Source organism: Nonomuraea polychroma (assembly GCF_004011505.1).
Classification (GTDB): Bacteria; Actinomycetota; Actinomycetes; order Streptosporangiales; family Streptosporangiaceae; genus Nonomuraea; species Nonomuraea polychroma.
Genome location: NZ_SAUN01000001.1, coordinates 3336288 through 3358027 on the forward strand (window position 1 = coordinate 3336288; position 21740 = coordinate 3358027).

At 69.9% G+C, this 21740-nt stretch carries 22 protein-coding genes; 11 read left to right on the forward strand and 11 right to left on the reverse strand.

All coding sequences use genetic code 11. From position 1 onward, the window contains the following. Position 1: 1 nt before the first annotated feature. The 3 genes from EDD27_RS14860 to EDD27_RS14870 all read right to left on the reverse strand — a co-directional run bounded on the left by EDD27_RS14860 (position 2) and on the right by EDD27_RS14870 (position 3080). Positions 2-865 (reverse strand): DUF4394 domain-containing protein, encoded by an 864-nt coding sequence (locus tag EDD27_RS14860; RefSeq protein WP_127932963.1) that lies wholly within the window; start codon positions 863-865, stop codon positions 2-4. Positions 866-1306: 441 nt separating this feature from the next. Next, positions 1307-1888 carry a TetR/AcrR family transcriptional regulator gene (locus EDD27_RS14865; RefSeq protein WP_127932964.1) on the reverse strand — a complete coding sequence of 194 codons (582 nt, stop codon included), beginning with the start codon at positions 1886-1888 and terminating at the stop codon, positions 1307-1309. Position 1889: 1 nt separating this feature from the next. Further along, positions 1890-3080: a cytochrome P450 gene (locus EDD27_RS14870; RefSeq protein ID WP_127932965.1), complete on the reverse strand. Its 1191-nt coding sequence runs from the start codon at positions 3078-3080 to the stop codon at positions 1890-1892. A gap of 259 nt (positions 3081-3339) precedes the next feature. On the opposite strand from EDD27_RS14870, the gene EDD27_RS14875 reads away from it, so the two are divergent. The 4 genes from EDD27_RS14875 to EDD27_RS14890 all read left to right on the forward strand — a co-directional run bounded on the left by EDD27_RS14875 (position 3340) and on the right by EDD27_RS14890 (position 9258). Beyond that, entirely contained in the window at positions 3340-5466 is a 2127-nt protein-coding gene (locus EDD27_RS14875; RefSeq protein WP_127932966.1) for an anthranilate synthase component I, read from the forward strand. A 58-nt stretch (positions 5467-5524) separates the two neighbouring features. After that, complete coding sequence (locus tag EDD27_RS14880) at positions 5525-6715, forward strand: amidohydrolase family protein (protein ID WP_127932967.1); 1191 nt, start codon at positions 5525-5527, stop codon at positions 6713-6715. Between the two features lie 550 nt (positions 6716-7265). Beyond that, positions 7266-8510 (forward strand): IS256 family transposase, encoded by a 1245-nt coding sequence (locus EDD27_RS14885; RefSeq protein WP_241564048.1) that lies wholly within the window; start codon positions 7266-7268, stop codon positions 8508-8510. Between the two features lie 46 nt (positions 8511-8556). Beyond that, on the forward strand, positions 8557-9258 hold the full coding sequence (locus EDD27_RS14890; RefSeq protein ID WP_127932968.1) for a hypothetical protein: 702 nt from the start codon (positions 8557-8559) through the stop codon (positions 9256-9258). 249 nt (positions 9259-9507) lie between these two features. Here EDD27_RS14890 and EDD27_RS14895 read toward each other — a convergent pair whose 3' ends face one another. Together EDD27_RS14895 and EDD27_RS14900 are read right to left on the reverse strand one after the other, a co-directional pair. Beyond that, on the reverse strand, positions 9508-9966 hold the full coding sequence (locus EDD27_RS14895) for a MarR family winged helix-turn-helix transcriptional regulator (protein ID WP_127932969.1): 459 nt from the start codon (positions 9964-9966) through the stop codon (positions 9508-9510). A gap of 13 nt (positions 9967-9979) precedes the next feature. Beyond that, positions 9980-10330 (reverse strand): DoxX family protein, encoded by a 351-nt coding sequence (locus tag EDD27_RS14900; protein WP_127932970.1) that lies wholly within the window; start codon positions 10328-10330, stop codon positions 9980-9982. Positions 10331-10539: 209 nt separating this feature from the next. Here EDD27_RS14900 and thyX point away from each other — a divergent pair, with 209 nt between their 5' ends. Then, positions 10540-11268: an FAD-dependent thymidylate synthase gene (thyX, locus tag EDD27_RS14905; protein ID WP_127932971.1), complete on the forward strand. Its 729-nt coding sequence runs from the start codon at positions 10540-10542 to the stop codon at positions 11266-11268. Positions 11269-11292: 24 nt separating this feature from the next. Here the strand turns inward: thyX and EDD27_RS14910 are convergent, their stop codons facing one another. The 3 genes from EDD27_RS14910 to EDD27_RS14920 all read right to left on the reverse strand — a co-directional run bounded on the left by EDD27_RS14910 (position 11293) and on the right by EDD27_RS14920 (position 13561). After that, positions 11293-12039 carry a DUF2071 domain-containing protein gene (locus EDD27_RS14910; RefSeq protein ID WP_127932972.1) on the reverse strand — a complete coding sequence of 249 codons (747 nt, stop codon included), beginning with the start codon at positions 12037-12039 and terminating at the stop codon, positions 11293-11295. A 127-nt stretch (positions 12040-12166) separates the two neighbouring features. Continuing rightward, positions 12167-12463 carry a ubiquitin family protein gene (locus tag EDD27_RS14915; RefSeq protein ID WP_206641415.1) on the reverse strand — a complete coding sequence of 99 codons (297 nt, stop codon included), beginning with the start codon at positions 12461-12463 and terminating at the stop codon, positions 12167-12169. 18 nt (positions 12464-12481) lie between these two features. Next, positions 12482-13561, reverse strand: a complete 1080-nt coding sequence (locus EDD27_RS14920) for a WD40/YVTN/BNR-like repeat-containing protein (protein ID WP_127932973.1) — start codon at positions 13559-13561, stop codon at positions 12482-12484. Between the two features lie 236 nt (positions 13562-13797). Between EDD27_RS14920 and EDD27_RS14925 the strand changes: the two genes are divergently transcribed. Beyond that, positions 13798-14592, forward strand: coding sequence for a helix-turn-helix domain-containing protein (locus tag EDD27_RS14925; protein WP_127932974.1), 795 nt, complete (start codon positions 13798-13800; stop codon positions 14590-14592). A gap of 131 nt (positions 14593-14723) precedes the next feature. On the opposite strand, the gene EDD27_RS54180 is transcribed toward EDD27_RS14925, so the two are convergent. The 3 genes from EDD27_RS54180 to EDD27_RS14940 all read right to left on the reverse strand — a co-directional run bounded on the left by EDD27_RS54180 (position 14724) and on the right by EDD27_RS14940 (position 18117). Then, on the reverse strand, positions 14724-16163 hold the full coding sequence (locus EDD27_RS54180; protein WP_164903616.1) for a sialidase family protein: 1440 nt from the start codon (positions 16161-16163) through the stop codon (positions 14724-14726). A 250-nt stretch (positions 16164-16413) separates the two neighbouring features. After that, complete coding sequence (locus EDD27_RS14935; RefSeq protein ID WP_127932975.1) at positions 16414-17532, reverse strand: globin domain-containing protein; 1119 nt, start codon at positions 17530-17532, stop codon at positions 16414-16416. A 261-nt stretch (positions 17533-17793) separates the two neighbouring features. Continuing rightward, the gene (locus EDD27_RS14940) at positions 17794-18117 is read right to left on the reverse strand and encodes a hypothetical protein (RefSeq protein ID WP_127932976.1); all 324 of its coding nucleotides are present in this window, start codon (positions 18115-18117) and stop codon (positions 17794-17796) included. A gap of 47 nt (positions 18118-18164) precedes the next feature. Between EDD27_RS14940 and EDD27_RS14945 the strand changes: the two genes are divergently transcribed. The 5 genes from EDD27_RS14945 to EDD27_RS14965 all read left to right on the forward strand — a co-directional run bounded on the left by EDD27_RS14945 (position 18165) and on the right by EDD27_RS14965 (position 21690). Continuing rightward, a complete protein-coding gene (locus tag EDD27_RS14945) occupies positions 18165-18461 on the forward strand; it encodes a hypothetical protein (RefSeq protein WP_127932977.1) in 297 nt (98 codons plus the stop codon). A gap of 235 nt (positions 18462-18696) precedes the next feature. After that, entirely contained in the window at positions 18697-19383 is a 687-nt protein-coding gene (locus EDD27_RS14950) for a gamma-glutamyl-gamma-aminobutyrate hydrolase family protein (RefSeq protein ID WP_127932978.1), read from the forward strand. 9 nt (positions 19384-19392) lie between these two features. After that, positions 19393-20307: an alpha/beta hydrolase gene (locus tag EDD27_RS14955; RefSeq protein WP_127932979.1), complete on the forward strand. Its 915-nt coding sequence runs from the start codon at positions 19393-19395 to the stop codon at positions 20305-20307. Continuing rightward, positions 20304-21092 (forward strand): enoyl-CoA hydratase/isomerase family protein, encoded by a 789-nt coding sequence (locus tag EDD27_RS14960; RefSeq protein WP_127932980.1) that lies wholly within the window; start codon positions 20304-20306, stop codon positions 21090-21092. Before EDD27_RS14955 ends, EDD27_RS14960 begins: the two co-directional genes overlap by 4 nt. Positions 21093-21135: 43 nt before the next feature. After that, positions 21136-21690: a hemerythrin domain-containing protein gene (locus EDD27_RS14965; protein ID WP_127932981.1), complete on the forward strand. Its 555-nt coding sequence runs from the start codon at positions 21136-21138 to the stop codon at positions 21688-21690. Positions 21691-21740: the final 50 nt, after the last annotated feature.

The window sequence follows — 21740 nt, forward strand, 5'->3', positions numbered from 1 at the left end:
GCTACCTATCCAGCTGGACGGCGATGTCGGTCACCTGGCGGCTGCCCGGGAACGTTCCGACGAGGTTCGCCGCGCCGGTCAGCAGGTTCACCGTGTAGAAGCGGTACGCGCCGCGGACCTTGAGCGTGGCGTACGCGGTGTTGGACACCGTCACGCCGTTGCTCAGACTGCTGTAGACGTCGAACCCGGCGTCGGTGGCGGCGTCCACGCCGAGCTTGCCGGTGGGGGCCAGGTTGCCGGCGTTGGCGGGGGACTGGACCGCGATCTGGTCGTTCATGGTGTCCACGTCGAACAGGGTCGTCGCGGTGGCCGCGTTCAGGTCGTTGTTGGTGTAGCCGGCGCCGGTCACGCCGGTCGCGGTCGCCCCGGCCGTGGCGGGCGGCACGGGCGGGTTGGTCAGCGTGCCGTCGGTGGCGGTGGCGCCCCGGGCGGGCGCGCCGTTCGGGTCGTCGATGTTGTGCCGCAGGTTCTGGCCGGTGTCGCTGATCACCCGCAGCCGGTTGGCGGCCGGGTTGAAGTCGACGCCGAAGGTCCGGCCCTGCAGGTCGACGGTCAGCTGCGACACCTTGGTCGCCCGCGCCCGGTCGTCGAGCGTGTAGACGCCGCCCCGGTCGCCGACCGCGTACAGCCGGCCGTCCTGGACGCGGTAGTCGATGCCGACGACCCTTCTGTCGCCTCTGAGGCCGCTGATCCGGCCGGCCCGGTCGACGTTGCCCGGGTTGTCGCTACGGAAGACAACCAGATCGCCGGCGGTGGTCAGGCCCGCCACGAGCGGTCCGGCGTTGCGCTGCTGGGCCTGCGCGGGCGAGGCCAGAACAGCGCCCGCGCCGAGGACGGCGACGGCGAGCGCCAGGTGCTTACGCATCAGATCTCCTTTTGTGGGGTGTTGCCTTGCTCCTTTCTTCGCGGCTGGGATCGTTGTGGATGAGACCCCGCCCGGCATTTCGGGCAGGGCGGGGTCTCTGCGGCGTGTTACGGGGTTGCCCGGTCCGGGATGAATGCGGTCTCCGCCACGGGATGGCCGCCGTCAGGCGAGCCATCCCGGAGCGCGAAGCGCGAGCCGCCCGGCGCATCAGGCCGGGCGGCGTTCGCGGCGCGCCGCGAGCTGCCGCGTAAGCGGCACGGGAATCCCCGGTCCTTCAGGGCGGGGAGCAGGTCGAGCCTCTGTCGAGAAGGGTGAAGAGATCTTGTCCGGAAAGCAAGAGGTGTCGTAAATATGACGTGACCGGCTGAAATGTAATCTGGTCAGCAGATCCAGCGCCGTGCGCGCCGTAGTTGCCCGCGGGCCGTTCCATGAACGCCTCGGCTAGACCATCGTCACCGCCGGGCGATACCCCATCTGCTTCATGATCGCTATGAGGTACGCCTTGATCATCGCGAAGCCCTCGTCGTCGGGATGGGAGCCGAGATGGTTGAGCACGGCGCCGGTCAGCAGCTCCTGCACCACATCCAGATCCAGCTCCGCCGGCAGGTGGCCGAGATCGCGCGCGTGGACGAGCGTCTCGCGCACCATCGCCGCCCGGCGCCCGCTGTTGACGCTGCGGTAGGTCATGGGGAGCTCGGGATAGTCGTCGCGGGCGGCGTAGACCCGGCGCAGCAGGCGGCGGTTGCGCGGCACCGCCAGATGGGCCGCCCAGTCGCCGAGCATGTGGTCGACGTCGCGCCAGCCGGTGAAGGACGGGTCGTTGTCGCGGTTGGACCACTCCAGAGCCCGCACCAGCAGGGTGGTCTTGTCGGCGTAGCGGCGGTAGACCGTGGCCCTGGTGACCCCTGCCCGCCGCGCGACCTGCTCGATGCTGGTCTGCTCGGCGCCGACCTCGATCAGCAGGTCCAGGGCGGCGGCCAGGATGGCCGTGTCCGCCTCCTGACTGCGTGGCCTGCCCACCATGTCAATGCCCCCCGTCCCACGTGACCGGCAGGTCCAGCACGCCGTGGATGAGCACGTCGGGGGTGCGCGACCGGATCTGCTCCGGCGGCACGGCCAGGCGCAGCGACGGGAACCTGGCGAACAGCGCGGGGAGCGCCGCCCGCATCTCGACGCGGGCCAGCTGCTGGCCGAGGCACTGGTGCACGCCGTGGCCGAAGCCCACGTGCCCGGTCGCGGCCCGGCCCAGGTCGAGGGCGTCGGGGTCGGGGAAGCGGCCGGGGTCGCGGTTGGCGGCCGTGATCGAGATCGTGACCGTCTCGCCGGCCCGCACCTTCTCGCCGCCCAGCTCGACGTCCTCCAGCGCGGTGCGGGTCAGGAAAGGGATGATGCTGAGGTAACGCAGCAGCTCCTCGATCGCCTGGTCGGGTGCCGAGCGCAGCGTGGCGATCTGTCCGGGATGGCGCAGCAGCGTGAAGACGCCCAGGGAGATCATGTTGGCGGTGGTGTCGAGCCCGGCGCCCAGCAGCATGAAGCCGATGTTGGCCAGCTCCTCGTCGCTCAGGTCGCTCCTGGTCAGCCCGCTGAGCACGTCGTCGGTGGGCGCGGCCCGCTTGGCCTCGATCAACTCCCGCATGTGCTCCCGCATCCCGAGGAACCCGGCGATCCTCTCCTCCTGCGGGACGCCGCCGGCGGTCATCGCCTCGGCCTGGCTGCGGAACCGCTCCCGATCCTGCTCCGGCACGCCGAGCAGCTCGCAGATCATCACCGCGGGGATCGGCGAGGCGAACGCCGCCTGCAGGTCCAGGGGCGGGCCCTGCCGCTCCATGGCGTCCAGGTATGTGCCGGTGATCTCCTCGGCGCGCTCGGTCAGCAGGCGCATCCTGCGCACGGTGAACTCGCCGGTGAGCAGGCGGCGGTAACGCGTGTGCTCCGGCGGGTCCTGCGAGACGAAGATGCCCGGCGGCGCCGGCTGGGCCGGGCCCCGGCCGGGCTGCTCGACGGGGACGTGCAGCAGCTCCGCGCGGGCGCTGAAACGCCGGTCGGCCAGCACCTCGCGGGCGAGGGCGTGGCTGGTGACCACCCAGCCGAGGTGCCCGTCGGGATAGGCCAGCGGGGCGATGGGCCGCGTCTCCCGCAGCCCGGCCAGGCCGGTGGGCGGGTCGTCGGGCATGGGCCGCTCCGTGGGCAGGACCACGGCGCCGTTGTCGGTCATCTCGGGACCTCCTTTGTCCGGTGACAACAACAATACAGTACAGGACTGTATTGAAATGGGACACGCAGGGGGTGCCGCGTTGCGCGATCTTGATTGGCCGGTTAACCTGTCGGCATGCGAAATCACGCTCAGCTCCAGTGGTGGCGCCGCTCTTAGGCGGCGTGGATTTCGCGTTTCTCGACGGACGGCCGCCCCGGATGGCGGCCTTTCTCGTGTCCGCCCCCGGGGCTCGATCATTTGACGTGATAAGGGGCAGTAGATGGAGACCAGCGGATATACCACCGCCGGGGGCATCGGGGTCGAGCGTGAGGCTCGCGAGGTGGACGAGGCGGCGCTCGAAGAGATCGTGACGGCGCTCGGCGAACGCCGCGGCGGCGCGTTCTCCTCGGGCATGGACTACCCGGGCCGCTACAGCCGGTGGGCGTTCGGCTATGTCGATCCGTGCCTTGAACTGGTCGCCAAGGGACGCACGATCACGGCGACCGCGCTCAACGAGCGCGGCAGGGTCGTGCTGCCCGCCGTCGCATCCTGCCTGCTGGCCGCCGGCAAGCCGGTCACCGAGCCCACGGCCGACCGCGTGGAGGTGCACGTCCCCGAGTCGGAGGACCTGCTGCCCGAGGAGATGCGCAGCCGCAGGCCCACCGTGTTCACCGCGATCCGCGAGGTCATCGCCGCCTTCCGCGGCGACGACCCGCACCTGGGGCTCTACGGCGCCTTCGGCTACGACCTGGCCTTCCAGTTCGAGCCCATCAGGCAGGAGCTGCTGCGCCCCGACGACCAGCGCGACCTCGTGCTCCACCTGCCCGACCGGCTGATCGTCATCGACCGGCAGCGCGAGACGTGCGTCGAATACCGCTACGAGTTCACCGTGGACGGGACCACCACCCGCGGCCTGGAGCGCACCGGCGCCGGCACGCCCCTCGCCGTCCCCGGTGAGCTGCCGCCCAACCCCGCGAAGGGCGAATACGCCAAGGTCGTCGCCGCCGCCAAGGAGAAGTTCAAGCGCGGCGACCTGTTCGAGGTCGTGCCCGGGCAGGTCTTCCACGCCGCCTGCACCGATCCCGCCGCCTTCTACCGCGGCCTGCGCCACAGCAACCCGGCCCCGTACGAGTTCATCATCAGCCTCGGCGAGGGCGAGCACCTCGTCGGGGCCTCGCCCGAGATGTACGTCCGCGTCACCGGCGACCGCGTCGAGACCTGCCCCATCTCCGGCACGATCGCCCGCGGCAGCAACCCGGTCGAGGACGCCGAGGCCATCCGCACGCTCCTGTCCAGCATCAAGGAGGAGTCGGAGCTGACCATGTGCACGGACGTGGACCGCAACGACAAGTCGCGGATCTGCGTGCCGGGCACGGTCAGGGTCATCGGCCGCCGCCAGATCGAGCTCTACTCCCGCCTCATCCACACCGTCGACCACATCGAGGGCCGGTTGCGCCCCGAGTTCGACGCGCTCGACGCCTTCCTCACCCACATGTGGGCCGTCACCGTCACCGGTGCGCCCAAGACGTGGGCCATGCAGTTCATCGAGGACCACGAGGCCACCACCCGCCGCTGGTACGGCGGCGCCATCGGCTTCATCGGCTTCGACGGCTCCATGAACACCGGCCTGACCCTGCGTACCGCCCAGATCAAGAACGGCGTGGCGACCGTCAGGGCCGGGGCCACGCTGCTGTTCGACTCCGACCCCGAGGCCGAGGAGCGCGAGACCGAGCTCAAGGCCAGCGCCCTGCTCGGCGCCCTGGCCGCGGTCAACCAGCCGGACGCCGTCCCGGTCGCCGAGCCCAGGCCGCAGCCTGGCCTGGGCATGAAGGTGCTGCTCGTCGACCACGAGGACTCCTTCGTCAACACCCTCGCGGACTACTTCCGCCAGGAGGGGGCGGACGTGGTGACGCTGCGCCACGGCTTCCCGGCCCACATGATCGACGAGATTCGGCCCGACCTCGTGGTGCTGTCGCCCGGCCCCGGCTGGCCGACCGACTTCGGCATGGCGGCGCTGCTCGACCAGGTCTACGCCCGCGACCTGCCCGTCTTCGGCGTCTGCCTGGGCCTGCAGGCCATGGTGGAGCAGGCCGGCGGCACGCTGGAGCTGCTCGACTATCCCGAGCACGGCAAGCGCGGCCAGGTCACGCGGCTCGGCGACAGCGCGCTGCTCGACGGGCTGCCCGAGCAGTTCACCGCGGCCCGCTACCACTCGCTGCACGCCAAGCAGCCGGGGGTGGTCGGCTTCACGCCGACCGCGCTCACGCCCGACGGCAACGTCATGGCCATCGAGGACGTGCAGCGGCGCCGCTTCGCCGTGCAGTTCCACCCCGAATCGATCCTGACCCAGGAGGGCGGCGCAGGCGCGAAGATCATTGCGAACGTGCTGCGCCTGTGCCGCCGCTAGGGGTGCGGGCCGCGTAAAACATCCGCGGGGGCATGCGGGACTCCCATAGAGTCTCCGCATGCTCTCGGTAGATCTACCCGACACGGTGCGTGACGCGCTGCACGCCCCGCTCGTCGACCACCACTGTCACGGGGTTCGCCGGGACGACCTGACCAGAGCCCAGTTCGAGCTGCTCCTCCACGAGGGCGGCGGCGCGGCCCCGCCGGGCACCACCCACTTCGACACGCCGTTCGGCCTGGCGATACGGCGCTGGTGCGCGCCCCTTCTCGACCTGGAGCCGCACGCCCCGCCCGCCGTCTACCTCAGCCGGCGGACGGAGCTGGGCGCCGCCGAGGTCAACCGGCGGCTGCTGACCGCGGCCGGGGTGGTGGCGTTCCTCGTGGACACCGCCTCGGAGGACGCGGACCTGCTGGCGGCGGCCGAGATGGGCCGCCACGGCGGCGCGGCGGCCGACGAACTGGTCAGGATCGAGCACATCGAACGCGAGGTGGCCGAGTCGGCCCGGATCGCCCTCGACTACCTCGACAGCCTCGGCGAGGAACTCACCGCCCGGGCCGCCCGGGCGGTCGCGCTCAAGACCGTCATCGCCGGGCTCTGCGGACTGGACTTCGACCCGGCCAGGCCGAGCAGGGGCTCGGTGATCGCGGCGGCCAACCGGCGGCTCGCCGACCCGAAGGAGCCGCTCACGGACCCCGTCCTGCTGCGCCACCTGCTGTGGTGCGCGATCGACGTGGCCAGGGAACGCGGCCTCCCCGTGCAGTTCCACACGGGCCTCGGCGCCGCCGCGGGGCTCGGTGGCTTTTCCGGGGCCGGGACCGCCGCCTGGGCCGCGGCCGAGTTGCACCGCACCGACCCGGCCAAGCTGAGCACGTTCATCGCCGGACTCCAGCCCGCCGGCGTGCCGGTGATCCTGCTGCACTGCTACCCGTACCACCGCCAGGCCGCCTACCTGGCCGGCCGCTACCCGCACGTCTACGTGGACGTCGGCCTCGCCCTGCCGCACACCGCCGCCGCGTCGGCCAGGGTCATGGAGGAGTTGCTGGAGCTGGCCCCGTTCCACAAGCAGCTGTTCAGCTCCGGCTGCCGCGGGGTGGCCGAGAGCTGCCTGCTGGGCGCCCTCTACTACCGGCAGGCGCTGGGCACGGCGCTCGCCGCCAGGGTCGGCGCGGGGGAGTGGAGCGCCGCGGACGCGGCCAGGATCGCCCACATGATCGGCTCAGGCAACGCCCGCCGCATCTACCGCTTGTGAGAGGACTCCTCCCGGAGGGGTGAGATCGAGAAGGCTTCAGCCGTGTCACGGCGCGCGGGTGGCTGTCGCCATGATGTCTCCTCCGGCGTGTGCGGCACTCGATCTTGGTCCACACGTGGACGATGGCTGCCGTCAAGGGTCGCCCGCCTGGGTCGATTTCCTCGTTTGAGCCCTGTGAGGTGAAGCCGTTGCTGTGAGCTTGCCGTGAATCCCATCCCGGCTTCTCGCCGATCACCCATGACATGATCATCAACGGTCAGATTCCGCGTCCCGGCGGTGGGTTCGAGCCTCCCGCCGTGCAGATCCGATAGGGAGCAAGCATGTCCGTCCTCGTTGGAGAAGGCGTCCCTGCCCATGTTGTGGCAGGCGAGTCGCTGCCGTACGTTCCGCGGCTCGACCTTCGGTTAGCGTCCACGGGAGTGGTGTACGGGTTTGAACCTACTCGTCACCTTGATGCCCGTGAGGGAAGATCGATGTGACATGAGGGCGGCCACTCCGCGATCCTTCACAGCTGTCGAAGGCATAAGAAGGAGAACGAGAAGTGGCCGCTATGGACATTCTGCCTGCTGAGGGCGAGTGGTTCGACGAGAGCCTGGCGCAGGCCTCGCCCGATGTGCTGCGCGAGATGGTCGTGCGGATGGCGCAGATGATGATGGACGCCGAGGTCGAGCAGCGCTGCGGCGCCGGCTACGGCGAGGTGTCCGAGGCGCGCATCAACTCGCGTAACGGCTATCGGCGGCGCGAGTGGGACACCCGGGCCGGGACCGTCGAGTTGGCGATCCCCAAGCTGCGGCAGGGCTCGTACTACCCTGACTGGCTGCTGGAGCGGCAGCGGCGGGCCGAGCGGGCGCTGGCCTCGGTGGTGGCGACTTCGTATCTGCTGGGTGTCTCGACCCGGCGGGTGGAACGGCTGGCCGAGCAGCTCGGGGTGACCAAGCTGTCCAAGTCGCAGGTCAGCGTGATGGCCCGGGAGCTGGATCAGATGGTGAGCGAGTTCCGCAACCGGCCGTTGGATGCCGGGCCGTACACGTTCGTGTGGATCGACGCGCTGACGCAGAAGGTGCGCGAGGGCGGGCGCACGGTCAACGTGCACGCCCTGGTCGCGACCGGCGTCAACGCCGACGGGCACCGCGAGATCCTCGGCATCGACGTGGTCTCCAGCGAGGATGGGGCGGGCTGGCTGGCGTTCTTGCGCGGTCTGGTCGCCCGCGGCCTGTCCGGCGTCAGTCTGGTGATCTCCGACTGTCATGCCGGGCTGCGCGATGCGATCGGCTCCACGCTGCCCGGCGCCTCCTGGCAGCGGTGTCGCGCGCACTACGCGCGCAACTTGGCGACCTGCGTTCCGAAGGCGGCTCAGCCGTGGGTGTCGACCATGCTGCGCACCGTCTTCGAGCAGCCCGACGCCGCCTCGGTGCGCGCGCAGCACCGCCAGGTCGTCCAAGCGTTGGAGGACAAGTACCCCAAGGCCGCCGAACATCTGGACGAGGCGCGCGAGGACATCCTGGCCTTCGCCGTCTACCCCAAGGCGGTGTGGCGGCAGATCTGGTCCAACAACCCCCAAGAGCGGCTGAACAAGGAGATCCGCCGCCGTACCGACGTGGTCGGCATCTTCCCGCACCGAGACGCGATCATCCGGCTGGTCGGCGCGGTACTGGCCGAGCAGCACGACGAGTGGACCGAAGGCCGGCGCTACCTCGGCCTGGAAATCCTCGCCGACTGCCGCAAAGCAGCCGGAAGAAAGGCCAAAGAAGACGCCGCTGATGTCAATGTGACCAATGGTGCTATTGCTGCTTAAATAGCGATTCAGATCGCAGAGTGGTCGAATCTCATACACCACGATCTTGGACGCGGCCGACCTTCGTGACCGATCTCTTGTGATCGGTCCCTACTTCTCCAGCGAGGAACACGAGCGACATGTGTTGGAGACCACAGGCAGTGTGGACTGGTTCTCGTTCAGCGATCAGGACGAGATGCGCTTCGCCAAGCAGAACAGGCACATGGCGAGCCTGTGGTTCCGAGTGCCCGAAGAGCCAGCCGCTGTGTCGTCGATCAGCGGCTGGCTCGACGTGCCGGTGGTCGCGGGACTCCTGGCATGCTCACGCGACGAGCCCTTTCACCTCGCCTCGACAGCCGGGCGATGGTGCGCTCCAGGAGGCCGCGTACTGATAGGCATCGATACGCTGGCCGCTTCCGTGCCATCGGCACTTTCCCGGCGCCTCAGAGTGGGCATGGGATTCGACTTGCTCCTCTCCGATGACCGGCTCGTTGGCTGGCTATTGGAAGAGCCGGAGCGGTATTTGCAGGGGCTCTGGGAACCATCCCCGAACGAGTCGCCGTCCGACGCCTGGTTGGGAGACGCACTCGAGGAGTATTTGGATCTGGTGTCGTTCCCCAATATCGAGAAGATCCAGGAGGGAGAGTCGACGATGTACGAGTCGTTGAACGCGCTTCGCAATCGCCTCGCCGCGAACGAGGGCGCATTCAAACGACGAGCCGCATTGCGGAAGCGTCTCGACGAGCTCATTACTGACTGGTACGGCTGACTCGTTAGTAGGGGCGGCCGTCGCATGACGCTGCGGGGACGCCGGTCCACGGACCCAGGGTTGGGCTCCTTCCTGGGTGGTTGAGGCGAGCCCGGTGGTCGAGGCGGGTGGACCAGCGCTCAGGTGTGGGCCGGTATCTGGGTGAGGCGCCGCCTGGCCAAGACGAATGCCTGTGCCCAAGGCCAGGTACGCCGAATCCGCAGCCGCAGGAACAGCCGGCAACCCGATATGCGAGGCGCGCTCGTTGGGTCAGTGGGGGCGGCCGTCGAGGCAGGCGCCGAGCTTGGTGCCGACCACCTGCATGGCGTCGGCCAGGGCGGCCGTCTGCTCCGGCGTCAGGTGGTCGAAGAGGACCTCGCGCAGCGCCTGGGCATGGTGGGGGGCGATCTCCGCGATGACCGCCCGGCCCTCGTCGGTGATCTCCGCCACGCTGGCCCGCCCGTCGCTCGCATCCGGCCGCAGCCGGACGTACCCCCGTTCCACCAGCTTGCTGACCCGGTGACTGAGCCGGCTGATCGACACGTTGCCCACGGCCGCCAGGTCGCTCAGCCGGAGCGGTTGCCTGGCCAGGGCGTTGAGCAGCCCGTACTCGATGTGCACCAGGCCGTGGGCCCGGAAGGTGCGCTCCACCTGCGGGATGCCGACGAGCATGACCGCGAGCAGCCCCTGCCACGCCCGCTGCTCGTCCTCGCCGAGCCCTTCGACCAAGGAACCCCCAGGGTCAGATGCGTCCTGCCACCACGACGACGGCCATCGCCAGCAAGACCAGATTAACCGTGAAAGCCTCCTTTCGCCTCCGGTGCACCAAGGCCGCACCGATCATGATGAGGCCCAGGCCGGCGGCCGCGAGCGGGGTGAGGACGGGGGCGATCCCGGTGGCCCAGGGCAGCACCACGCCGATCCCGCCGAGCACCTCCAGTGCGCCGATGGCCTTGATCTGCGCGTCGGTGAAGTCGTCCCGGTACGCCTGCTGCTGCCGCATCCGCTCGCTGAGCGGCAGGAACTTGCCGATCCCCGAGAGGACGAAGGCGGCGCCGAGCAGGATCTGCACGACCCAGAGGAAGACGTCCATAAGCTTGACCCTTCAAGTTTTTGCCGGAGGCCCCGACTGTAGACCTAAAAACTTGAAGCGACGAGTATTTGCCGCCGCGCACCACCGCTGACCTGGTCAGGCGCTCGCCACACGGCGGAGAATGAGACGGGTTGCCGACTCGCGCCAAGCCGCGCGAACTGGTTTCCTTGAGCCCGTCACCACACACCCAACCCGAGCGGGGGCTCCCTATGGGCACTGTCGAAACTGAGATCAAGTTCCGTAGCGACATGGACGTGGAGCTGATCAAGTCCGCCGCGTCGGACGCCGATGTGCTGTGGGCCGCCCGTGTCTCCACGAAGGGGGAGAGCTCCTTGGCGGAGCTCGAAGCCGACCCTCAGCGCTCCAAGGGCCTCATCAACTTCCTGATGCGCGACCGGCACGGCACGCCGTTCGAGCATTCGTCCATGACCTTCTACATCAGCGCGCCGATCTTCGTCTTTCGCGAGTTCATGCGGCACCGGACCTTCTCCTACAACGAGGAGTCCGGCCGATACCGTCAACTGGTCCCGGTTTTCTACGTGCCCGGCCCTGATCGCAAGCTGGTGCAAGAGGGCAAGCCCGGCAAGTACGTGTTCAAGGACGGCAGCCCCGAGCAGCACAAGCTCGTGACCGAGGCGACGCAGGAGAGCTATCGGCAGTCCTATCGGGCCTATCTGGAAATGCTCGAGGCCGGGGTCGCCCGGGAGGTCGCCCGGACGGTGCTGCCGGTCGGCCTCTACAGCTCGATGTACGCCACGTGCAACGCTCGTGCCCTGATGAACTTCCTCTCCCTCCGGACCAAGCGCGAGGACTCCACGTTCCCCTCGTTCCCCCAGCGGGAGATCGAGATGGTCGCCGAGAAGATGGAGGAGTTGTGGGCCGGCCTCATGCCGCTGACGCATGAGGCGTTCGAGGCCAACGGGCGCGTTTGCCCGTGAACGACCTCGCGCCGCCTGCTCCGCTCACGAGTCCGGCCGGAAACGGCGAGGCGGGGTGTGGATGTCGAAGCGCAGGCGTGCCTGTCCCAGGATCGAGTGCGGCGGCGTACTGGGCGTGATCAGGCCGAGGCGTTCGAACACGGGGAAGCTCGTGGAGGCCGCGGCGAGATAGCGAGGGCGCATGACCGGGTGCCAGATGCTGTAGACCCCCAGGTTGCCGCCCCGGCGCCGGTACCAGCCCAGGGTGGGATGAGTGAGCCGTTCGAGCCAGTCCGATTCGCCCGTGAAGCCGTCCAGGAGGCTCAGCGGCTGAGGGAGCTCGGCGGCGTCACAGTAGGCGTCCCCGGCGTCGAGCAGCCAGCGCGCCGGGGAGCCGTCCCAGTCGGCCTCGATGCGGATGCGGTCGCGGCGCCACGGCATGCCCCACAGGTGCTGCGGGATCGCGACGACGGGGTGGTCGAGGCTGGTGCCGAAGAACCACACGCCCGTCATGCCGTACGCCGTGACGTAGGCCCGGTAGTTGATCTGACCGCAATCGATGCTCACCTGCGGAAGGAAACGGAAGTGGAAGTTCCGGTCCTTGAAGGCCACCGCGGAGATCAGGGTGCCGGGCCCGTCGGCGAAGTCCATCTTCATCGGTGCGAAGCCCTCGGGCAGGAGCCGGGCCACGGCGTCGGCATCCACCCGGTAACTGACGATGGCGAAGTCGTCGAGGTCGGTCTGCGCGTGGTGCCAGCGCGGGTCTGGCCGGGGTGTGCCGTCGAAGCTCATGACGTCAACAGTATGATCGCCGCCCGGGTGAGCGACGTGGAACCTGCGGCGCGCGGCCGGCACGTGTACAGGCCAGGTCGGTCGCCGCGGTGCGGGGCGGCGACCACCGGATCGGGGAGGCGCGGGCTCAGGCGAGCGCCGGCAGGACGTAGACCTCGGCGCCCGGCGGCAGGGCGCAGTCCAGGCCGCCCAGCCCCCGGGAGTTTTCCCCGCAGACGATCATGTTGATGTGCCTGCGGATCCGGCCGTAGTCGTCGCGCAGCCGCTCCTCCAGCAGCGGATGGACGCGCCGGAGCCGGTCGAGGGCCGAGCCCAGGGTGGGCGGTGAGTCGCGGTCGGCGCCGACGGCGAAGACCTTGACCTCCGTCCGCCCGCTCACCCACCGCCGCAGTGTGGCAGGCAGCACGAACACGACCATCGTCACGGGTTTCGCCATCATCGGCTACAGCACCGCCGCACGCACGGTGAGCACGTCGGGTAGGTGCCGGCCGACCAGCGTCCACGTCTCGCCGTCGTCGCGCGAGCAATAGACCTCGCCGTCGCGGGTGCCGAAGAACAGCCCCGCCTCCGACGAGGTGAACGCGTCCCGCAGCACCGTCGCGTACACCGGCCCTGCCGGCAGGCCCTGGCCGAACGGCTGCCACGTCGCGCCCGCGTCGTCGCTGCGGTAGACGCGGTAGCGATGGTCGACGGGCGTGCGGTCCATGTCGGCGTGCAGCGGCAGCACGTAGACCGTGTCAGGCCGCGACGGGTGCAGGACGATCGGGAAGCCGAAGTCCGACGGCAGCGAGGAGCCGATGTCGTGCCAGGCCCCGCCGAAGTCGTCGCTGCGGTAGACGCCGAAGTGGTGCTGCAGGAAGAGCCGGTCGGGCCGGGACGGGTGCATGGCGACCTTGTGCACGCACTGCCCGAACTCCGGATATTGCTGCCCCTCGGGCATGAACGGCGCGCGGATGCCCTGGTTGGCCGCCTCCCAGGACAGGCCGCCGTCGGTCGAGCGGTAGAAGCCGCCCGTGGAGATCGCGACACCGATGATCTTGGGGTCGGACGGGTGCGGGATGATCGTGTGCAGGCACAGGCCGCCGCCGCCCGGCTGCCATTGCGGCCGGTGGGGGTGCTCCCACAGGCCTTCGATGAGCTGGTAGGTGACGCCGCGGTCCTGCGAGCGGAACAGCGCGCCCGGCTCGACGCCCGCCCACACCACTTCGGGCTCGGAGGGCGAGGGCGTCAGCTGCCACACCCTGGTCAGGGTCGCCTCCGTCTTCTCCGGGAAGGCGATGGGCGGCTTGTCCGCCTCGCCCCAGGTCTGGCCGAGGTCGTCCGAATACATGACCGACGGGCCGAAGTGGCCGTATTCGATGCCGGCCAGCAGCCGGGGTGTGGCGCCGCGGGTGTCGATGGCCACCGAGGGCACCGCGACCGTGGAGAACTGGATCGGCTCGATCTCGAACGGACCGCCGTCCGCAGAGCGGGCGAGGAACAGGCCCTTGCGGGTGCCGATCGCGAGCAGTGCGTCACTCATACCGTTGCTCCCTTCGCTTGCGGCCATCGTGCCACGCGGGACCGACAAGAACCGAGGACTGGGCGATTTACCCCCAGTACCAGGGTGATTCCGTCGGCATATGCGGAGATCGGCGTGGATGCTGGGGACCTTTCGGAGAATTCCAGAACTGCCCTTCCTGACCCGGTGAGCAGAACGGACCCGCATTACCTGCCAGGTAATCGAGACAATTCCCTCCACCCGATAGGTTTCCGGACATGGAAGCGGTAGCCGTACGAGAAGAGTCCTTTGGCGATCTGTTGCGCTCATGGCGCCAGCGGCGCCGCGTGAGCCAGCTCGACCTGGCCATCGAGGCCGACGTCTCGGCCCGCCACATCAGCTTTCTGGAGACCGGGCGGGCCCGGCCGAGCCGTGAGATGGTGATGAAGCTGGCCGAGGAGCTGGCGGTGCCGCTGCGGCACCGCAACCGGCTGCTGGTGTCGGCGGGGTTCGCGCCGGTCTATCCCGAGCGCGAGGTACGCGCTCCCGAGATGGAAGTCGTCCGCCGGGCGCTGGACAAGATCCTGGCGGGGCACGAGCCGTACCCGGCGGTCGTGGTGGACGCGGCGTGGAACCTGGTGGCGGCCAATGCGGCGGCCGGGATGTTCATGGAGGGCGTGCCGGCCGAGCTGCTGAAGGAGCCGATCAACGTGATGCGGCTGTCGTTGCACCCGCAGGCCATGGGCGGCAGGCTGCTCAACCTGGCCGAGGTGCGCGCCCACCTGCTGCACCAGTTGCGCAGGCAGGCCGAGATGTCTGCGGATGGGCGGCTGGCCGAGTTGCACGACGAGCTGGCGTCGTACACCTATCCGGGGGTGGATCTCAACGTGGCGCACGTGCCGGGGCCGGCCGACATCCTGGTGCCGTTGAGGATCGCGGCCGGGGACAGGGTGCTGTCGATGTTCACGACGATCGCGACGTTCGGCACGCCGGTGGACGTGACGGTGTCGGAGCTGGCCATCGAGACGTTCTGGCCCAACGACGAGGAGACGGCGGCCGCCTTCCGCGGCTAGCCCCCTTCGCCACCCTCCGTACTTCGGCGCACGACCTTTGGGCAGGCGGCGGAGCGTCGGTGGAGTCCCCTGTGGGAGGGCGGGGTCCGATCGGTTGGCGTGGGGTGGCGCGGCGGGAGCGGAGAACGGGGTCAGCGGGCGGTGGGCGGCATGTCGGGAGGGGGGTCGCCGGCTGCGACGGGGCCGTCGATGGACAGCAGGGCGGGGCCGCCGCCGGTGATGGGGAGGCCGCCGGAGACGGTGTAGGTGCGCACGTCGTACGCGCCGCCCGCGGGTGCGGCGGCGGCCGCGAAGGCCGGGAAGGCATTCCCGCCGGGGACGATCGAGGTGGAGATGTAGTCCCCGGCCATGCGCCCCTGCGCGGTGTTGGCGAGCCAGTCCGGCTTCATCGGCCCGCGCAGCTCGGCGGGCGCCGACCAGCTGCGGCCGCCGTTGGCCGAGGAGGTGTAGCCGACGGTGAGCCGGCAGGTCGCGGCGGCGCAGGCGGCGTCGGGGTAGCGGTAGTAGGTGAGCGCGAGCCTCACGGAGCCGCCCGAGGTGGAGCGGTCGACGCCGAGGCCCGGGATGAAGTGGTCGCCGCCGTCGGCGGTGACGCGGGTGACATGGTCCCACTCGGTGCCGTCGGCCGACGTGGCCAGCACGATGTCGTTGCCTGCGCAGTAGAGCTGGAAGCGGCAGTCCTGCCAGACGACGTACACGGTGCCGGTCGCGTCCGTCTCGGCCGACGGCAGCGGTAAGGCGCGTAATCCGCCCGCCACCGCATGCCGCTGCACCGCGGAGACCGGCACGCTGTCGCTCCAGGTGGCGCCGCCGTCGCGGGAGCGGATGGCCCGGATCCGGTCGTCGCCGCCCAGATACGGCACCACCACGGTGCCGTCGGGCCGCACCACCGGCTGCGCGCCGAGGCCGGTCGCAGGCGTGGCGGTCACGGCCCACGTCAGGCCGCTGTCGGTGGAGCGGGCCAGGTTGATCGTGTTGCCCGCGGCGTGGTCGTCGAAGGCGACGTGGCAGCGGCCGTAGTACGGGCTGGCGGGGGTGTTGTCGCAGGCGATCCAGCTCTTGTCGAGGTCGCCGCCGTTCGCGACGGCGACCGGGTCCGCCCAGGTACGGCCGCCGTCGATGGAGCGGCTGACCACGACGGCGGCGCCTCTGATCCCGTCCGTGTCGGTGATGGCCAGGGAGGCGACGAGCCAGATGTCGTGCCTGGCGTCATAGGCCACGGAGGGATCGCTGACCCGCTGGTACGGCCCCCCGCCGAACTCGGTGAGCCCCGGCAGCACGCCCTTGGCCCACGTGGCGCCGTTGTCGCCCGACGTCGCGAACGCGATGCCGGACGCACCGCCGTCGAAGAACCGGCCGGCCTGCTGCGCGGTCACGATGGTCGTGCCCCACTGGTAGGTGTCGGGGCCGGCCTGCGTGCCGTGCTGGCTGGTGGCGTTCGCGTACGGGTCGGTCCCGATCTCGGTCAGCGGCACGTCCACGTCCGCGGCCGCCGCCGGGGCGGAGGCGAGCAGCAGCGTGCCGGCGATGACGAGCGCGCCGATTCCTCGGCGGCCGGCGGGCGATGGCACAGTCGACCTCCACGGCTGGACGGTGCGCGTGTCAACTTCCACCTCGCACCGTCCGACGCCGGCTGTCAACCTCCTGATCAGAAGACGGACCTGCGTGCCGTGAAGATCTCCTGCTCGTTGGCCGGATCGGCCTGCGGCGTCGGCGCCGTGCACGTCCTGGGCGGAACGCCCGGCTCGCCCGTGCCGGGGCAGAGGACAGCGCGGGTTCGCGAGTGTCCACCCGGTAGGCGCTGGTCGCGGTGGCCGAGGGTCAGCGTTCGGCCTGGATGATGTCCCGGTGGATGCGTGACAGTGGCACGCCGTCGATCTGCAGGCGGCGGACGGTCTCGTTGACCATGGCGGGCGGGCCGCACACGTACACGTCGTGCTCGGCCCAGGAGTGGAAGCGCTGCGTCACCTCGGGCAGGCGGCCGCGCATCCCGTCGTACGACTGCTGGTCGGAGACCACCGGCAGCACCCGCAGCCAGGGGAAGGACGACTCCATCGCGATGAGGTCGGGCAGGTCGTAGAGCTCATCGGCGGTACGGGCGCCGTACAGCAGGTGGATGTTGGGCCGGCGGCCGGACGCGATGATGGACTCGATGATCGCCTTCAGCGGCGCCAGGCCGGTGCCGCCCGCGACGCACAGCACGTCGCGCGTGCTCTGCTCGCGCAGCGTCATCGTGCCCATCGGCGGACCCACCATGAGCGTGTCACCGATGCGGGTGTGCCTGATCAGCGTCGTGGACACCCAGCCGCCGGGGACCGAGCGCACGTGCAGCCTGATCGTGTTGTCCGTGCGCGGCGCGTTGGCGATGGAGAAGGTCCGCCACACGCGCGGCCAGCGCGCGGTCTGCACGTTGACGTACTGGCCGGCCTGGTACGGCAGCCGCTGCGTGGGCCGCAGCGTGATGACCGCGATGTCGCGATGGCGCAGCTCATGGTCGATCACCTCGGCCAGCCACCACGCGGGGGAGGCCCCGGAGTCGATGTCGGCGGATTCGATCATCATGTTCGCCGCGGCCGTGTAGGCCGCCACCCAGGCGGCCTCGATCTCCTTGTCCCAGATGTCGGCGGCGAAGCGGCGGATCGTGGCGAGCAGGGCGTTGCCGACCGCCGTGTAGTGCTCGGCGATCACGCCGTATTTGCGGTGGTCCCTGCCCAGCTGGCCGAGGAACGCGGCCAGACTGTCGGGGCTGTCCAGGCTCCACACGATCCGGGTCAGCGCGCTGAACAGACGGTCGCGCTGGACGTCCATGGCGGGCGGGAACATGGCGCGTAGGTGCGGGTTCTCGGCGAACAGGCGGCCGTAGAAGTAGGCCGTGGCCCGGTCGGCATGCGGCTCGACGACGGAGAAACTCTCCTTCACCAGGCGCGGATTCAGCGACATGAATTAGCAACCCCCACTTATCGACCGGAAACATATTCCGGTCTGTCGTTCCACCTCCCTGACGGCTCCGGGTCGTGAGCGTGCGGCGGCCCCGGCACATCCGGCGCGCTCGAAATCGAGTGTTACACCGCCTGTGACGCGCCACAACCGTTTCACCCCAATATGCTGCGAAGTAGAACTTTGCGTAGCGGGGGCGTGATTCTCCGCACGCAGCGTTAATGTTTTTCGGACAGTCAATATGAATGCGAGTCGTATTCGCAGTTACTCGTTCAGTTCGGCGGGGAGGCCGAAACAGCGGAACACGCCCGGGTCCAGGAATCCGGCGATCTCCGTGATGCGCCCGCCACGTACGCTCACGACGGCATCGTGAACCTGGCGTCCCGCGTCAGCAGCTCCAGCAGGGCGGGCACGTCCGCCCGGCACCTCGCGCAGGATCGGCACCGCCCGCTGCGTGACGGGCAGGTGCTGGAGCGCCGCCACGAAGCCAGAGCCACGTACGTGGGGAACTGCGGCCCTCGAAGCAGACAGCCCGTGCCAGGCGCCCAGCAGCGCCTCCTCCGCGTCCTGGACCGAGCCGACCGACACGTTCCGGAAACGTTCCGGAAACCGCCGGGCGGGCGTACGATCCGGCCATGGCAGTCCTCCACCCCAGACGGGTGGCCTGGGAAGGCGCTCGGATCTTCGTCTTCGCCGCCAACACGGACGCCTACTGGTGGCTCAGCGACACGGTCGGGCACTACCTCGGGCTCATGTATCAGTTGCAGCTGTGCGAGACCCGGATGCGCCTGCAGGCGGAGGACGACGCGCTGTACGAGGAGGCCGGTGCCTGGCGGGCCCGCCTGGACGAGCTGCTCGACACCCACCCGGACACCGCCTCGATCCTCACCCAGCTGATCACCGAGACCTCCTCCCGCCTCCCCTCCCGCTGACCTCATGGCCGTCGACGCCGATCGCAACGCTCGCCGAGGCGTCCTCCCGTCGGCCCTTTCGGTGCGAAATCGGATGAAAGGCCACGAGTCCGGTGGCGGGGGAGGCAAGTGATAGGTGGGGATCTTTGGGGAGAGGTGACATATCGGAAAGGGTGTGCGCCATGATGGGGCAAGTGGCCGTCGCCGCAGATGGGCTGGCGGCGGCACGAACTCCACCCATGCCCCGGGAGATCGCATGTCCCGACCGCTGATCGGAATCACCGCCTACCTCGAGGCCGCCCGCTGGGGCGACTGGGTCCGGGAGGCCGTGCTGTCCCCACCCTCCTACGCCAAGGCGGTCGTGCGGGCGGGCGGCGCGCCCGTGGTGCTGCCGCCGCTCGGCCCGCACGCCGTCGAGGACTACGTACGCGGGCTCAACGGGGTGGTGCTGGCCGGCGGCGTCGAGGTGGAGGCCGCCGCCTACAACGGGGAGCAGGACGAGCGCGCCCCCGAGCCGCAGGTCCACCGCGACCGCTTCGAGCTGGCCCTGGCCAGGGCGGCCGTGCGCGCCGACGTCCCGATCCTGGCCATCGCCAGGGGCATGCACGTGCTCAACGTCGCGCAGGGCGGCACGCTGATCCCGTGGCTGCCCGAGATGCTCGACCACGACCGGCACGGCGAGCCGGGCGCCACGCACACGATCCAGGTCAGCGTCTCCAGCAAGCTCGGCAAGGCGGTCGGCGACCAGGTGGAGGTCGTCGCGCCGCACCACCAGTCCGTACGGCGGCTCGGCAGCGGCCTGCTGGCCGTCGCCTGGGCCGAGGACCAGATCGTCGAGGGCATCGAGCTGCAGGGACACAGGTTCGGCGTGGGCGTGCAGTGGCACCCGGAGCGGGGCGGGGACAACCGGCTCTTCGATGCGTTCATGGAGGCGGCCCGCTAGGCTGCGATCATGCCGCTGCACCCCCAGGCGCGGGACTACGTCGCCCTCTACCCGTCGGACCTCAACACCGACCTGGCCACGCTCGACCTGTCCACGATCCAGGAGTTGCGCGCGCAGGACGGTCTGGCCCTCCACCGCGGCCCGCTCACGAAGCTGCCGTTCGTCCGCGACGAGCGCGCCGAGGACGTGCCGATCCGCATCTACCGGGCCGACCCCGGCGACGGCCTGCTGCCGATCCTGGTCTACTTCCACGGCGGCGGCTGGGTCTTCGGCAGCGTCAAGCGCAACGACGCGGCCGGGCGCGACCTGGCCATCCGCACCGGCGCGGTGGTGGTGTCCGTCGACTACCGGCTGGCTCCCGAGCATCCCTTCCCTGCCGCCGCCGACGACGCGTGGACCGTGGTGCGCGACATCTTCGCCAGGCCCGCCTTCTACCAGAGCAACGGCAGCGTGGCCGTCATCGGCGACAGCGCGGGTGGCAACCTCGCCGCCGTCGCCGCCTGGCGGGCCCGTGACGCCGGGCTGCGGCTGGCGCACCAGGCGCTCGTCTATCCGGTGCTCGACGTGGCCATGGACACACCCAGCTACCGGGAGTTCGCCAAGGGGTTCGGGCTCGACGCCGAGGAGATGGCGTGGTTCGCCCGGCAATACGCCGAGGCCGCGGACCCCGCGGATCCGCGGCTGTCCCCGCTGCTCCTGCCCGACGTCACCGGCTTGGCGCCCGCGACCGTCGTGACCGCCGAATACGACGTGCTCCGCGACGAAGGCGAGCATTATGCGCACCGGCTGACCCAGGCGGGGGTCCCCGTCGAGGCACGTAGGTTCGACGGCGCCGTGCACGGCTTCTTCGCCCTGCCCGGCCTGTTCGACCAGGCGGGCGAGGCCCGCGACTACGTGGCGCGGCGGCTCAGGGAGTCGTGGTGACCTACGACGCCTACACCAAGCTCAAGACGGATGTCCCGGCCGACGGCGTGCTGCGGATCACGATCAGCGAGCCGGCCAGGCTCAACGCCGTCGACATGACCGGGCACCGCGAGCTGGCCGAGATCTGGCGCGACGCCGGCCGCGACGACAGCGTGCGGGCGATCGTGGTCAGGGGAGAGGGCCAGGCGTTCTCCGCCGGCGGCGACCTGTCCATGATCGAAGAGATGATGCGCGACCACGCCACCAGGCTGCGGGTGTTCACCGAGGCCCGCGACATCGTCTACAACGTGCTCAACTGCGCCAAACCGGTCGTCTCCGCCATCCAGGGTCCCGCCGTGGGCGCCGGGCTCGCGGTCGCGCTGCTGGCCGACATCTCCGTCGCCGGCCGCACCGCGCGCATCATCGACGGGCACACCAGGCTCGGCGTCGCGGCGGGCGACCACGCCGCGATCGTCTGGCCGCTGCTGTGCGGGCTGGCCAAGGCCAAATACCACCTGCTGCTGTGCGAGCCGGTGACGGGCGAGCAGGCCGAGCGGATGGGCCTGGTCAGCCTGTGCGTGGACGACGACCAGGTCCACGACAAGGCCATGGAGATCGCCGTCCGGCTCGCCGCCGGCTCCCAGGAGGCGATCAGGCTGACCAAATACTCGCTCAACAACTGGCTCCGGCTGGCCGGCCCCACCTTCGACGCCTCGCTGGCCATGGAGTTCCTCGGCTTCAGCGGTCCCGACGTGGCCGAGGGCGTGCGCGCGCTGCGGGAGAAACGGCCCCCGTCGTTCGGGTGAGCGCGGGCGTGTGCTTCCCCGGGCCTGGGGTAGGCGCAGGCTCATGAAGGACAACGATGTGATCGACCTGCTGCTACGCCAGCACGAGGAGATCAAGGGCCTGTTCGACGAGGTCGAGAACGCCGCCCCGGAGGACAAAGCAGAGGCCTTCCAACGCCTGGTGCGGCTGCTGGCCGTCCACGAGACAGCGGAGGAGGAGATCGTCCACCCGTACGCGCGCCGCAAGATCGACCACGGCGAGGAGGTGGTGGATGAACGGCTCGCCGAGGAGAACGCCGCCAAGGACATGCTCACGCAGATGGAGAAGGACGGCGTCGACCATCCTCAGTTCGCCACCAACCTCGCCACGTTGCGCAAGGCCGTCGTCGACCACGCCGAGCACGAGGAACACGAGGAGTTCCCCAGGTTCAGGCAGGCCACCGGCGACAAGGAGCGTCAGGCGATGGCCGTCGGTGTGAAGGCAGCGGAGGCCATGGCGCCCACGCACCCGCACCCAGGGGTCGAGACGGCGGCCAAGAACCTGCTCGTCGGCCCGCCCGTCGCCATCATGGATCGGGCCCGGGACGTGATCCGCAAGGCGATGGGGAAGCCGGGCTGAACCACGGGCAGGACCGAGCACCCGGGGCTGTGAGGTAGTTGAGCAGGAGC

Excerpts from the sequence above, each read along its gene's own strand:
- EDD27_RS14860 (WP_127932963.1), bottom strand. The coding sequence starts at position 865 with ATGCGTAAGCACCTGGCGCTCGCCGTCGCCGTCCTCGGCGCGGGCGCT.
- EDD27_RS14865 (WP_127932964.1), bottom strand. The coding sequence starts at position 1,888 with ATGGTGGGCAGGCCACGCAGTCAGGAGGCGGACACGGCCATCCTGGCC.
- EDD27_RS14870 (WP_127932965.1), bottom strand. The coding sequence starts at position 3,080 with ATGACCGACAACGGCGCCGTGGTCCTGCCCACGGAGCGGCCCATGCCC.
- EDD27_RS14875 (WP_127932966.1), top strand. The coding sequence starts at position 3,340 with ATGGAGACCAGCGGATATACCACCGCCGGGGGCATCGGGGTCGAGCGT.
- EDD27_RS14880 (WP_127932967.1), top strand. The coding sequence starts at position 5,525 with ATGCTCTCGGTAGATCTACCCGACACGGTGCGTGACGCGCTGCACGCC.
- EDD27_RS14885 (WP_241564048.1), top strand. The coding sequence starts at position 7,266 with ATGGACATTCTGCCTGCTGAGGGCGAGTGGTTCGACGAGAGCCTGGCG.
- EDD27_RS14900 (WP_127932970.1), bottom strand. The coding sequence starts at position 10,330 with ATGGACGTCTTCCTCTGGGTCGTGCAGATCCTGCTCGGCGCCGCCTTC.
- thyX (WP_127932971.1), top strand. The coding sequence starts at position 10,540 with ATGGGCACTGTCGAAACTGAGATCAAGTTCCGTAGCGACATGGACGTG.
- EDD27_RS14910 (WP_127932972.1), bottom strand. The coding sequence starts at position 12,039 with ATGAGCTTCGACGGCACACCCCGGCCAGACCCGCGCTGGCACCACGCG.
- EDD27_RS14920 (WP_127932973.1), bottom strand. The coding sequence starts at position 13,561 with ATGAGTGACGCACTGCTCGCGATCGGCACCCGCAAGGGCCTGTTCCTC.
- EDD27_RS14925 (WP_127932974.1), top strand. The coding sequence starts at position 13,798 with ATGGAAGCGGTAGCCGTACGAGAAGAGTCCTTTGGCGATCTGTTGCGC.
- EDD27_RS14935 (WP_127932975.1), bottom strand. The coding sequence starts at position 17,532 with ATGTCGCTGAATCCGCGCCTGGTGAAGGAGAGTTTCTCCGTCGTCGAG.
- EDD27_RS14945 (WP_127932977.1), top strand. The coding sequence starts at position 18,165 with ATGGCAGTCCTCCACCCCAGACGGGTGGCCTGGGAAGGCGCTCGGATC.
- EDD27_RS14950 (WP_127932978.1), top strand. The coding sequence starts at position 18,697 with ATGTCCCGACCGCTGATCGGAATCACCGCCTACCTCGAGGCCGCCCGC.
- EDD27_RS14955 (WP_127932979.1), top strand. The coding sequence starts at position 19,393 with ATGCCGCTGCACCCCCAGGCGCGGGACTACGTCGCCCTCTACCCGTCG.
- EDD27_RS14965 (WP_127932981.1), top strand. The coding sequence starts at position 21,136 with ATGAAGGACAACGATGTGATCGACCTGCTGCTACGCCAGCACGAGGAG.